Source organism: Gimesia maris, assembly GCF_008298035.1.
Taxonomy (GTDB): Bacteria; Planctomycetota; Planctomycetia; order Planctomycetales; family Planctomycetaceae; genus Gimesia; species Gimesia maris.
The window spans coordinates 2817757-2830021 of the sequence record NZ_CP042910.1 but is presented as its reverse complement, the minus strand read 5'-3'; the positions used below and the strand labels follow the sequence as shown (position 1 = coordinate 2830021).

The following is a 12265-nucleotide window of genomic DNA, read 5'->3' as shown; positions in this document are numbered from 1 at the left end:
CACTATAATATACGATGCAAAGTCCTGTCCGGTTCCATCGATTCACAGCTCGATTTCAGACTTCTGACAGAACTCGGGTTATGCCAGATCATTGTCGTTGGCTACAATGACGTTTGACGGATCTTCGTCGAATCACTTAACAGCAAGAGGTTGCGCAGTGGCTGAAACAGAAACTAAAGAAGCAGATAATATTGTTGATGAATATGAGCTGGTGAACCTCATCGTGGATGGGTCTACGACTCAAATCTGGGAAGTGAAAGAACAGGGGGGCGCCAACAGTTTTGTGATGAAACGGCTGCTCCCCGAACCGATGACCAAACCGGAAATTGTCGCGACCATGAAACTGGAAGCCAAAGTGGCTGCGGCGCTTGATCATCCCAATCTCATCCATCTGCATAAGTTTGTCAAAAACAAAAAAAACATCTACCTGCTGATGGATTATTTCCGGTCCCCGAATCTGCGATCACAGATTTCATCAGATCGCCAGGGCGTTCAGGCCCGCTTACGCAAGCTGATTGAATCAACGGCAATGGCACTCGGCCACATGCACGAAAAAGGCTGGGTTCATAAAGATATCAAGCCGGAAAATATTCTGATCAGTAAAAGCTCGGAAGTGAAAATCATTGACTTCGGCCTGGCTGTTCCCGTTGCCAAAGGGCTGGGCAAGCTGTTCGGTAAACCCAAAACAGTACAGGGGACCCGCTCGTATATCGCTCCCGAAACAATCAAAAAGGAGCCTCTGGGACCCGCGGCTGACATCTACAGCCTGGGAATTACGATCTTCGAAATTCTGACGGGCAAAACTCCGTTCCACGGAGAGAATCCCAAGGAAGTCCTGTTAAAACATATCTCGGAAAAGCCGCAGCCCCCATCAAACTTTAATCCAAACGTCTCACCGGAAATGGATGAGTTTATTTTGAAGATGCTGGCCAAGAAGCCAGAGAACCGGCATGCTTCCATGGAAGAGGTGGCCTCAACCATCCGAAACCTGAAGATGTTCAAAGCCGAAATTTCCGAAATCATCGCTCAGGAAAAAGCGGATGCGGAAGAAGCGGAAAAAGAATCCATGAAGGAGAAACGCCTCGACAGCCGTGCGGACGCGCGACTCTCCGAACTGGTGAAAGAAAACCCGGAACTGGCCAAGCAGTTGATCGCAGATCGTAAAGCCAACGCCAAGCCTAAGCCCAAACCGGAGCCGGCTCCACAGAAAAAACCACAGCAGCAACCGCAACAGCCGCCTCAGCCCATGTATCCGCCTCAGTACCAGCAACCCATGTATCCGCCGCAATACCAGCAGCCGATGTATCCGCCGCAGTACCAGGGGCAACCCATGCCTCCCGGCGGCTATCCACCACCGCCGCAGGGATACCCCCAGCAACCTTATCCGCCTCAGCAGTACCCGCAGCAACCCTACCCGCCACAACCACAACAGCCGGGACAGCAGCCACCACAACAGCAACAACCACCGGCACAGCAACAGCCAGCCCAGCAACCTCCGGCTGCCAATGCGCCACCTCAGCAGTCACAGGCACCGCAACAACCGGCAAAACCACCTCAAAATCAGCCGGAACCACCAAAAAATGAAGAGAAAGAGCAAAAATCCAAAAATGATGATGATCTTCCCTTCATGGATGAATTGCCGGATGTGATCTGAAATCATAAAATCTTCCAGGAACGGCATGCATCTGGTAAACTGCCCGACATCTTTAAACACCTACTCATTCATTTTTAATACGCGGTCTCAAATACTATGTCTGTTATGAATCAACTTCCATTCGAACGTCCCATCTACGAACTGGAAGAGCAGCTCAAGAAAATCGAGCAGGAACCCAATCCCACACCCAATACCAAAGACGCCATTCGCAATATGCGACTGGAAATCACACGCATGAAACGTGAGATCTTTGAAAACCTGGATGCCTGGGATACGGTTAAGGTCGCCCGCCACGCGGAACGCCCCCAGACACTCGATTACCTGGAACTCGTATTTGATGAATTCGTCGAACTGCATGGCGACAAAGCCATCGGTGATGACCGCGCCATTCTGACGGGCCTCGCCAAACTGGACGGACAGAAAGTCATGTTTGTCGGGCAGCAGAAAGGACGCACGTTAAAAGAGCGCACGGAATGCTATTACGGCTGTGCCCATCCCGAAGGTTACCGCAAGGCGCTGTCCAAAATGAAGATGGCAGAAAAATTCGGGATTCCCATCATCTGCCTGATTGACACACCTGGCGCTTACCCGGGCATCAAGGCAGAAGAACAGGGAATCTCCTACAACATTGCCATCAACCTCAGGGAAATGTCACTGCTGAAAACTCCCATCGTCTGCGTCGTGATTGGCGAAGGGGGTTCCGGGGGAGCCATCGGCATCGGTGTTGGAGACCACATCTCCGTCCTGCAGTATGCCTACTATTCCGTCATCACACCCGAAGGCTGTGCCGGCATCTTATGGAAGGATGTTAAATTCGCCAACGAGGCAGCCAACGCCCTCAAATTCACCAGCAAGAATCTGCTGGAACTGGGAATCATCGACGAAGTCATCCCGGAACCACTGGGGGGCGCCCATCGTGATCATCGCCAGATGGCGACTGCACTGAAGGCTTCCTTATCTTCCAACCTGAAGCAGCTGACAAACATTCCATTGGATCAACTTGTCGACCAGCGTTACGAGAAGTTCCGCAAGATCGGCAAGTTCCACGAAACACTCGAAGTAGAAACCGCATAAGACCACCGCGGCTCCAGCTTCGCAACAAAGACATCAGGCGTACGCCCGTTGAATTCCAGAAAGGAACCACCAACGGGCGTACGCTTTTTTTACGACTGGTGAAGCTGAAGTAGTACCCGCGCGGAATAAACAAAGTTCTGCCATTCACAACCCATCTACGGCCCATTTGGATGCTATGCTTTAAGCAGACGTTTCCCGGTCGAGAAATCGATTGAGGATTGCAGCCTGGCTTTCTTCCCATCGGATGAAAATACGTCATTTCTGCGCGTCGAAAACAACCGGCCTCCCAGAGGCCCGGCAGTGAGCTGAAAAGGAAAACGCGATGCAAGTGTCACAAATCCGAATCGAGGCCCTCAGAGACGCATTTCTGCGCAAGGAGTTCGGGGAACCTGCTCTCCGTGAAGTTGATGTCACCGGAAACGAATTCACAATCGCAATCGCCGACCAGTCGCGTCAGATACCCGGGGAAATGGAGACACGAAAATCGCAGTTCAGACCCGGCCAGAGAACTCGCATCGGGGCATGTAAACGGGCCTGTTTTAAGACGCGATTTCGACGCACGTTTCAGCATACTCAGAGCGAGCAACAGCAGCATAAATCAATGCCACGATCGGCTCGTCTGGATCGCGTTGAAGAGCGGCTGCAGAATGAGATCAAACCAGTGATCAGACGGGGCTCCGCGAGAGAGCAGCAGCTTCTGTTGAACACCGCTTTTGCATGACGCCATTCAAGGCATAAGAACACAGGCCACACCGCAAACACCAGTAAAGCACCCCACAACGAACGTCCGATAATGTCCGTTATGTTAAGTTCGGCGTGAATTTTAGCCTGTTTTTACAGGGTTTGCGATTCTCCCTGATTCCGATCTCCCACTCTACATACTCTTTGAACTGGTACCCGACTTTACTCTCAAAGCCTCTCTGCTTCAGCATCACGATGATCCTGAAAGCAGAGTCGAATTCCACTTCAACATTTCACCTGCGTTGTGCTTCACGCATCCGATCCTGCAGCGCTGATCCCAGTGCATTGATGGGAACCTGCTGCAGTTCCAGCTGACGCAGAACGCGTGTATCCAATGGTGTGGTAACATCCGTTTTCGGATCGGGGTCTCCCCCGTTTAATAACAGGTCTGCCCGCCAGTCCTGCAAAGCAGCCAGGACCACCTGGTCTGGCAGCCCCGTCAGTGTGATTTCGAATTCTTCAATCAGAGAGTTCTGTGCTTCCGGGTAATCAGAATAGATGGCGGCAATATCCCGAAGAAGTTTTGTTCGCTCCCGGGTGATACCTTCTGCCTGGGGATCCGACTGCCCCCCGTTGACACCAAACAGCGGACTGTCGTCCGCGGGAAGTGATGTTTGAGGCTGACCATCCTGCCAGTCGTTCGTCACATTTCTCAATACTCCGGGAATCCGCGACTGCAGTTCCCTGGCAAACCGGGCTCGATCCTCAGGAGCGGTTGCGTTGTAAGCTTCGATCACCTTGTCCTCCAGCTCACTTTTCAGATAGCTGGGAATACTCTTCAGGATCTCTTTCAGTAATGAATCCTGTTTCGTGGTTCTGACGTCAGAACCGCCACTCCCCGATTTTTCAAAAAAGGGATTGGGAAGATCATTTGAACCGGGAGGAAATGGATTGTGATCCCCGTGCTGACCATGATCGTGGTCACTACCAAACAGATCATCGTCATCATGATCGTGCAGATCGATCTCCGGATGATCCAGTTTTGCCAGGCATGAATCCAGGATATTATGTAATTCCTCCGGCATCACAGGTGCCATCTCATTCAGAATCACAGCCGCCGCATATCCACTGCGCGATTCCAGTACGGTCGCCCGGGCAGATTCCGATATCGTGATCAGAAAAAATGTCAGGAATAAAGAAAACAGAATGCCTTTCAGCAGTCCCAACACAGCGCCCAGATGGCGATCGAACTCATTGAATTTCAGTGAATCAATGGCGGTCTTCAAGCTTCGCGCCAGCGTAAATGAAATAAACGAGAATGCAATGTAGATGACCAGCATGGCAATCCAGCGATTGAGTGGCGGTTTCACATTAATGAGTGGAGCCAGTTGCAGCGACAGAGATTCGGCAAACGCAAAGCAAAGCACCAGCGCTGCAATCGCGGCCAGCTGCCAGACGACGCCTTTGGAGGCACCTTTCCAGACAGCATAAATAAGAATCCCCACTATCAGTAAATCAAACCACATCGCGACATCCTGTCTATTTCGGTCCGTCCATGAGAAATTTCGGAGTTGGCCCACTCCCCTGCTCGCACTCCCCCGATTTTTCATCAATTCAAGGGAAGGGGATTATAGGGCAAAATTGAACTCAACGGAAAGCCCAGATTTTAGATCGAAATTCTCGGAGTCAAAGGTAAACGAGGATGAATTTTCAAAATAGAAAAGCAGGGGCCATCTGTCAGAAAATTGCGTGTGCGGCTTCCATTTTACTTCATCGCAGCGGGATCCAGAGCCGGATCACAACTCACTGTCAGTCAGAAGGCCTCAGCAGCAGCTTTAAAGCATTGAACCAGATGACATGAAAACCGGGAATTGCTAAAGCTTTAAAACTGCTTCTTACTGTCCAGCAGCAACGTAATGGGTCCATCGTTGACCAGTTCCACATCCATATGCTCCTGGAAGCGGCCTGTTTCCACCGGAATGCCTTGACCACGGACTTCCGCCACAAAGCTCTGATACAACTCATTCGCCTGTTCGGGCCGCGCTGCATTCACAAAACTGGGACGGCGTCCCTTACGGCAGTCTCCCAGCAGAGTGAACTGACTCACCACCAGCATTTTACCATTTACATCGGACAGCGACAGATTCATTTTCCCATCTGCGTCTTCAAATACACGCAGACCGGCGGACTTCTGTGCGAGATAAATCACGTCATCCTGCGTATCATCCTGCTCGACCCCCAGCAACACCAGAAACCCCTGCTCGATTTCTCCCGTGATCTCACCATTCACTGTCACGCTCGCGCGGGATACTCGTTGTACCACAGCTCTCAAAGCAATCTCTCCTCGTGGAAGTTCATTCAATCAAAATTTATGCCGCGCTGGCAGGAAAACGGGTCCAGCGAGATCGACAATTCTTCCTCACAGATTAATTGCCGAATCAACTTTGCGGTAATGGGTGAAAGCTGTAAGCCGTCCCGGTAATGCCCGGCGGCCATGATCAGGTTCTGGTATCTTTCAACACGCCCCAGGTACGGCAGACCATCGATCGACTTTGGTCGTAAGCCTGCCCAGGCACGTTCGAACGTCGCTTCACCTAAGCCCGGCACGACAGACTGCGCAAAAGCGATCAGTCCTGCGATTCCTTCTGCCGTATTTTCTTTGCTGAATCCAGCCTGTTTTTCTGTGGAACCAATCAGAATTTTTCCGTCACTGCGTGGCACAAGGTAGCGGCGACCGGATTCAATCACCTGACGAAATGGAAGCCGATTCATTGACAGTAATACGATCTGTCCCTGAACGGGGACCAGCTCACACCGAATTCCCAGACGACTGAGCACCTCAGACGACCAGGCACCTCCGGCCATCACCGTTTGCTCCGCCTGGTGGACTCCGGAAGGTGTTTGAACTCCGGTGATCCTCTCACCTGCGGTTTCGAATCCAAAAACGGCAGCCCCTGGATGAAGCGTGACTCCCCGGCTGGCACACGCAGACAGCAGCGCCTTCATATGTCTCGGGTTACGCACCTGTCCCATTTCAGGCAGGTAAAAACCGGATTGAATTTCCTCATTCAAAAACGGTGCCCGCTTCCGCAATGAAACCGAATCCAGTTCTTCGACGACGGATCCGGTTTTGCACCAGTCTGCGACATAACTCTGCCAGTCTGCGACATCTTCAGCCAGAGAGACATGCAGCCCGCCACAATTCAGATAGCCGTTATCAATTCCCGTTTCCTCCAGCAGACGACGTGACCACTCGGGCCATAACGGCTGGCTGGCGGCGCGGAGTTGTCCTCCGGGAGTCGTCGCGCATTCGAGTTTCGCGGGAGGCAGCATGCCGGCACCAGCCCAGGATGCCTCCTGTCCAAACTGCTGACGATCAAAGACAGCAACCTTCAAACCCTGGTTCGCCAGTTCATAAGCGATCGAAAGCCCGATCACTCCACCGCCAATAATATTTACATCCATCATGGGTTTAACGAGCCCTGGCCACACGCTTCAAAACGAGACATTCAAGGCGGTTGATTATAGCGGACTGACCGCAGAATCACAGGGGTTGCTGCTCATTTCCAAAATCAGGAAACGGAGCCCCCTGCTTTTCTGCCTGATTCCGATTCACAGGAATCTTAATTCAACTTACCGGGTCGGAGAGTCCTGGCATAAGCGGTTGCCAGTGCCCGCAGATTGGTGCCATAAACTTTCTGCAATGCGGCAGGAGCAGCAGTTCCTGATTTGAATTCCTTCAACAGCAGCGCCATCTTTTGTGGACCACCGTTATTTATCAGAAACTCGACCAGTGTAAATCCGACAGCCGTCGTTTCGGAAGGTGAAAAAGTCCCTTCGGCAACCAGTTGTTCGGGTCGTGTCACTTTAGGAGCTGCATTGAGCGCCTGCTGCCTTAATGACTCGAAATATTGCTGACTGGAAGAACCATTCGCCGCCAGCAGCATGCCCAGACCACGGGACAGCCACATCGGCACCTCCCCTTCTCCACGTTGGATTGCTGCATTGGTCACCCCTGCGACAACATTAGTCTGCAGTCCCGGTGAATCCACGGTCGCCTCATCGCCAACATCCTGTAATACCAGATACGCTTCCAGAGAAGTCGGTGTCACTTTGGAATGCCAGGTCGTGGCGGGATCTACCCGCCGGTCTTCAATTGTCTGATTGAATTCCGAATAACCAAATCTATCTTTCATTACGTAAACTGCCAGCTTGCCTCGCCAGAGGGGCTTCTGTTTTTCATTGAACAGTTTTCGTAGACCATCTGCCTGTGTTTCGGCCCAGCCACTGATCTGCTTCAGACGATCCGTACTGACATTCCCGTAGAAAATAAAATCATCTGTCTCAAGCATTTCCGGCTTTTCGTTATTCAAGGCGCGCTTCCAGATCGGCTCCAGTGAATCCCGGCGCATATCAGCAAATTTTTCGGGTGAAAGATTCGCCAGTTCCGCCATCCGCAGCTCATCTTCGGTCGGCACCATTTCCCGCAGGTTGCCTTTGGCATTCTTACCGTCGAATTTGGCACCTTCTTCGATCCAGGTTTTCAGATCATTGGCATTTTTTCGTTTGAGCAATGCCTGTCCCTGGGGCATTTTGATTGGATCCTGTAAACCGACCAGTTGCCATAGACGGCTGTCGTCCGGTTTTCCAGGCACGATTACTTCTCCGGTATCACCGCCACGTAGAATATCTTCAAAGGTCACGACCGAGAATCCACTGGCTGGATTATTTCCGCTATGACACCGCATGCAGAAATCCAGCATCCAGGGAGCAACGTCTTTCATGAACGAAACTTTTTCATCTCCCGTTGCCATCACCACTTTGACGGGGTTCTTTTTCGCTTTTGCAGAAGCGCCAATCGGATCGGTCTCTTTCTCACCATCAAAGCGGGCACCTTCCTGGATCCATTTCGCAATCAATTCAATCTGATTCTGTTCCAAAGCCGGTGCATTCTTCGGCATCCGCTGATTATCGGGTGCGATCAATTTGAGTGCCATCAGACTGGCTCTCGGATTCCCCGGTACCAGCAGCAAGCCACTCCGCCCCCCTTTCCGCATGTCGGCAAATGTACTCAAATTCAAATTCGCGCTCGCCCGTTGTGCGCCGTGGCAGTTGGAACACTTCTCATTGAGAATCGGTGCAATCTGCAATTCAAAACTGATTCCTTTATTGGCACCAGGAGTACCACCTCCCCCTCCCATGGCTTTTTCGAGTACTTTCCGACGCGCTTCAATCAATCGTTTGGTACTGACGATGACAGCATCCGTTTCCGGAATCATCGCATCTGCAGCCAGTTTGTCGAATTTGGCTTCCTCTTCATCGGTCAGTGTTTTTGCTTCGTCATATTTTTTCTGACGAATCAGCGTGGCCACTTTACCCAGGTTCCGTTTGATCGAAGCCAGTTCTTTACGTTGTTCCGCTGTCAGCTTTGCCGCCTGACTGGTGGCAGTGAGTATTCCGGTGAACAGAATCAGCGCCAGGAGGAATCGAGTAATCTGAACGGACCGATGAGACATAACTTTCCTCTTAGTTTTGAAATAGGATGAATTGCGTAATTTAACGCGACTCCCCTGCTCCGTCGAATACACGAGGATGCAGAAGATACTCATCTGACTGACAAGGCATTCGTTTAATCAGACAGTTGTATTTTAGATAGTCAGCATCAATCCGATGCTCCCGGATTGATACAGCACTCCGTTTTCATTGGCTTCAGTATAATCGTCACGGGAATGAGAAAAAAGATCTGAATGCGACGAATCGCAGATCCTGAGGCAGTCTGTAAATTCCCTTATCAACTGAACCTCCCTTCTCCACAGCAGATTCGTTCCTAATTTGTCGTCTTGGCGGGGAATCCGACAATTTTCACCTGAAGTTCCAAGACAATGACTCCTCGGGTTGTCTATAATATAAGCAAATCACACGAATTCCTGATAACCTCATATATATTCTTCTCTTTTGACTATGTCTCTGACCGCAGAATTATCCCGAAAAACATCACGCCTGACTGAAATCCTGGCGCGCATGGACCGGATTATCGTCGCATTTTCTGCCGGTGTAGACAGTACCGTCGTCGCGCAGGCGGCTTTTCTGGCACGCGGAGACCACGCACAGGCGGCCACTGCCGTCAGCCCCAGCCTCGCCTCGGGCGAAAAAGAAGAAGCGATCCATCTGGCCGAACTGATCGGTATTCCGCATCGCCTGGTTACCACATCCGAATTCGCGACCGAAGAATACCGGGCCAATGCCCCCAACCGCTGCTTTTTCTGTAAAACAGAACTGTATCAGATTCTCAGTCAATCGATTGCGGGAACAGCATGGGAAACCGCTACCCTGGTCAATGGTGCCAATCTGGATGACCGCGGCGACCATCGCCCGGGCATGCAGGCGGCGTCCAATTACCATGTTCGCAGCCCGTTGATCGAAGCGGAATTTACCAAGGAAGAAGTGCGTGCCCTGGCGCGGCACTGGGAACTGCCGATCTGGGACAAGCCCGCGCACCCCTGCCTGTCCAGTCGCATCGCCTATGGTGTCGAAGTTACAGAAGAACGGGTGCAGAGAATTGATCAAGGCGAACAGTTTCTCCGTGATCAATTCGAAATCCGGGAACTTCGGGTCCGTCTGGAACCCAATGAACTGGCCCGCATCGAAGTTCCTCTGGAAGAAATCCCCAAATTGACAACCCCCTCCGCACTCACAAAAATATCTGATCAATTCCTGCAGCTCGGCTTTCGGAACGTCACACTCGATCTGCAGGGTTTTCGCTCAGGCAGCCTCAACAGTTTTCTTTCCATCAATGACCTGCAGATAGCCGCTCCCAAAACCTGAATTCAGGAGAGACCATTTTCGGTTCGCTTCTGAAACAACAGCACTCAACACAGCATAACAGCAAAGAATGACAAGGAAACCAGCCGTGGATTCAGACAGTTCGTCTTTCATCGATCTTCGCAGTGACACCAAAACCAAACCAACCCCGGAAATGCTGCAGGCCATGATCTCTGCTGAACTGGGCGATGACATGAATGGAGAAGACCCGACTGTCAATCGCCTCGAAGCCATGATCTGTGACCTGCTCGGTAAAGAAGCTGCCGTGTTTGCCTGCTCGGGGACGCAGTCCAATCAGATGGGGCTGCGCGCTCACTGCCTGCCCGGTGATGAGCTGCTGATTCACGAACTCGGTCACATCGCGATCTTCGAAGGGGGGGCTCCGGCAATTCTCAGCGGTGTCAGCTGTCGCACTTTGACCGGTGAAAGAGGTATGTTGACGGTCGAAGATCTCCGAGGAAAGATTCGCGCCAATGATCAGCACCTGACACGCACCCGACTCCTGTGTGTTGAAAACACAACCAACGCAGGTGGCGGGCACTACTACCCTCTCGATCAGCTTACAGACATCTGCAACTGGGCACACGAGAATGGCCTGAAAACTCACATGGACGGTGCACGGATTTTTAACGCCTGTGTCGCCGGCGGCTATACGATGAAAGAGATCTGCGCCCCGCTGGACACGATCTCGATCTGTTTTTCCAAAGGACTGGGGTGCCCGATGGGGTCGATCCTGGTCGGTTCGCAGGAAGCAATTACCCACGCCCGCCGTTCTCGCAAGATATTTGGCGGCGCTTTAAGGCAGGCGGGCATTGTCGCAGCCGCATGCATTTATGCCCTGGAAAACAATATCGAACGTCTGCAGGAAGATCACGACAATGCCCGTTTCCTCGCCGAGCAGTTGGCCGAGATTGAAGGGATTTCCATCAATCCTGAGCACACCGAGACCAACCTGGTCTTCTTTGATGTGCATCCGGAGCGGGGAAATGCGATGCAACTGTCAGCCGCCCTCAAAAAAGAAGGTGTCGGAATCGGAGCGATGGGCAATTCCACGCTGCGGGCCTGCACCCATCTGGACATCAGCCGCGCCCAGATTGAACAAGTACCCGCTGCCGTCCGCGCCGCGTTAAAGGCAGGCCTGGATCAATACCAGGGAATCGCCACCGGTCCCTATGCCCGAGGTTGATCTTTTTTCCTGAAAATCTTTCACAGAAAAGACTTAAATACAACAGAGATCACACGCGATACAGGCCGATTTGCCTGCATCGCATAATCGGTATAATCGATACCGGTGGTCGAGTCCTGTCGTGTTCCCATGATTTCTGCATCAGGAATTAAACTTCTGACAACTGGTCAGTCGATGGAATTAAGGTTCAGACTCCCCCTCAACGATTGAGGCCGTAAAGACATAGGAACATGTCTTACAACTAAGCCCATTACTCGTTTTGACTCCATTGAGCTGGAGGATGTGCAGGAAGCCATTCTACATTCAATATTGATGACAACCTGAAAACAGGTGTTCTTTTGCTTCATTAAGGAGCAAAACCGCTGGATTTTCAGTGAATTCAATGAAAGAATTGGCCATGACTGCAGACTACCAGTTGAATCGATCCCCCGTCTTACGATATCATGAACCCCATACAGTAACTAACAGTCGGGAAGATTCTACCCCGACAGGTTCAGGACCACGTGACAGGGGGAATGCCGCCATGGATGTTAACGGCACCAGTTCTATTTCCGGATCTCTGCCTATCAGTAAGCAGACCGGTCCGAGCAACACCAACATCAAACAGACACCTGCTGCGAAGCCAATCTCTTCTCCTCAGGATGAACTAGAGATTTCTTCCGCCGGTCGAATGCTGGATGAAATGACGAACAACTCCGATATGCGTGCAGAGCGGTTAGCACAAATCAAGGCGGCTATTGACGACGGAACTTATGATACGGATGAAAAGCTGGATGCAGCTTTGAGCCGTATGTTGGATCAGATCTCTGATTCTGAATAAACCGCGTCTTAGTCGTAGTAGAGAAATT

Annotated in this window: 10 protein-coding genes; 6 read left to right on the top strand and 4 right to left on the bottom strand. The window is 51.5% G+C overall.

Annotated features, from left to right (window positions below; genetic code table 11):
• The first annotated feature begins 157 nt into the window (after window positions 1-157).
• From GmarT_RS10480 to GmarT_RS10470, 3 genes are all read left to right on the top strand, one after another.
• On the top strand, window positions 158-1654 hold the full coding sequence (locus tag GmarT_RS10480; protein ID WP_002648652.1) for a serine/threonine protein kinase: 1497 nt from the start codon (window positions 158-160) through the stop codon (window positions 1652-1654).
• Between the two features lie 105 nt (window positions 1655-1759).
• Complete coding sequence (locus GmarT_RS10475; RefSeq protein ID WP_002648653.1) at window positions 1760-2728, top strand: acetyl-CoA carboxylase carboxyltransferase subunit alpha; 969 nt, start codon at window positions 1760-1762, stop codon at window positions 2726-2728.
• A gap of 322 nt (window positions 2729-3050) precedes the next feature.
• Window positions 3051-3449: a hypothetical protein gene (locus tag GmarT_RS10470; protein WP_002648655.1), complete on the top strand. Its 399-nt coding sequence runs from the start codon at window positions 3051-3053 to the stop codon at window positions 3447-3449.
• A gap of 253 nt (window positions 3450-3702) precedes the next feature.
• On the opposite strand, the gene GmarT_RS10465 is transcribed toward GmarT_RS10470, so the two are convergent.
• The 4 genes from GmarT_RS10465 to GmarT_RS10450 form a co-directional block, all read right to left on the bottom strand.
• Window positions 3703-4935: a CvpA family protein gene (locus GmarT_RS10465; protein WP_002648657.1), complete on the bottom strand. Its 1233-nt coding sequence runs from the start codon at window positions 4933-4935 to the stop codon at window positions 3703-3705.
• A 356-nt stretch (window positions 4936-5291) separates the two neighbouring features.
• The gene (dtd, locus tag GmarT_RS10460; protein WP_002648659.1) at window positions 5292-5741 is read right to left on the bottom strand and encodes a D-aminoacyl-tRNA deacylase; all 450 of its coding nucleotides are present in this window, start codon (window positions 5739-5741) and stop codon (window positions 5292-5294) included.
• A gap of 26 nt (window positions 5742-5767) precedes the next feature.
• Window positions 5768-6877, bottom strand: a complete 1110-nt coding sequence (gene thiO / locus GmarT_RS10455) for a glycine oxidase ThiO (protein ID WP_002648660.1) — start codon at window positions 6875-6877, stop codon at window positions 5768-5770.
• Window positions 6878-7032: 155 nt separating this feature from the next.
• Window positions 7033-8925 (bottom strand): c-type cytochrome domain-containing protein, encoded by a 1893-nt coding sequence (locus tag GmarT_RS10450; RefSeq protein WP_002648661.1) that lies wholly within the window; start codon window positions 8923-8925, stop codon window positions 7033-7035.
• A gap of 505 nt (window positions 8926-9430) precedes the next feature.
• Between GmarT_RS10450 and larE the strand changes: the two genes are divergently transcribed.
• The 3 genes from larE to GmarT_RS10435 all read left to right on the top strand — a co-directional run bounded on the left by larE (window position 9431) and on the right by GmarT_RS10435 (window position 12237).
• On the top strand, window positions 9431-10234 hold the full coding sequence (gene larE, locus GmarT_RS10445; RefSeq protein ID WP_230682339.1) for an ATP-dependent sacrificial sulfur transferase LarE: 804 nt from the start codon (window positions 9431-9433) through the stop codon (window positions 10232-10234).
• 85 nt (window positions 10235-10319) lie between these two features.
• Window positions 10320-11417 carry a low-specificity L-threonine aldolase gene (gene ltaE, locus GmarT_RS10440; RefSeq protein ID WP_002648664.1) on the top strand — a complete coding sequence of 366 codons (1098 nt, stop codon included), beginning with the start codon at window positions 10320-10322 and terminating at the stop codon, window positions 11415-11417.
• 382 nt (window positions 11418-11799) lie between these two features.
• Window positions 11800-12237 (top strand): flagellar biosynthesis anti-sigma factor FlgM, encoded by a 438-nt coding sequence (locus GmarT_RS10435; RefSeq protein WP_002648666.1) that lies wholly within the window; start codon window positions 11800-11802, stop codon window positions 12235-12237.
• Window positions 12238-12265: the final 28 nt, after the last annotated feature.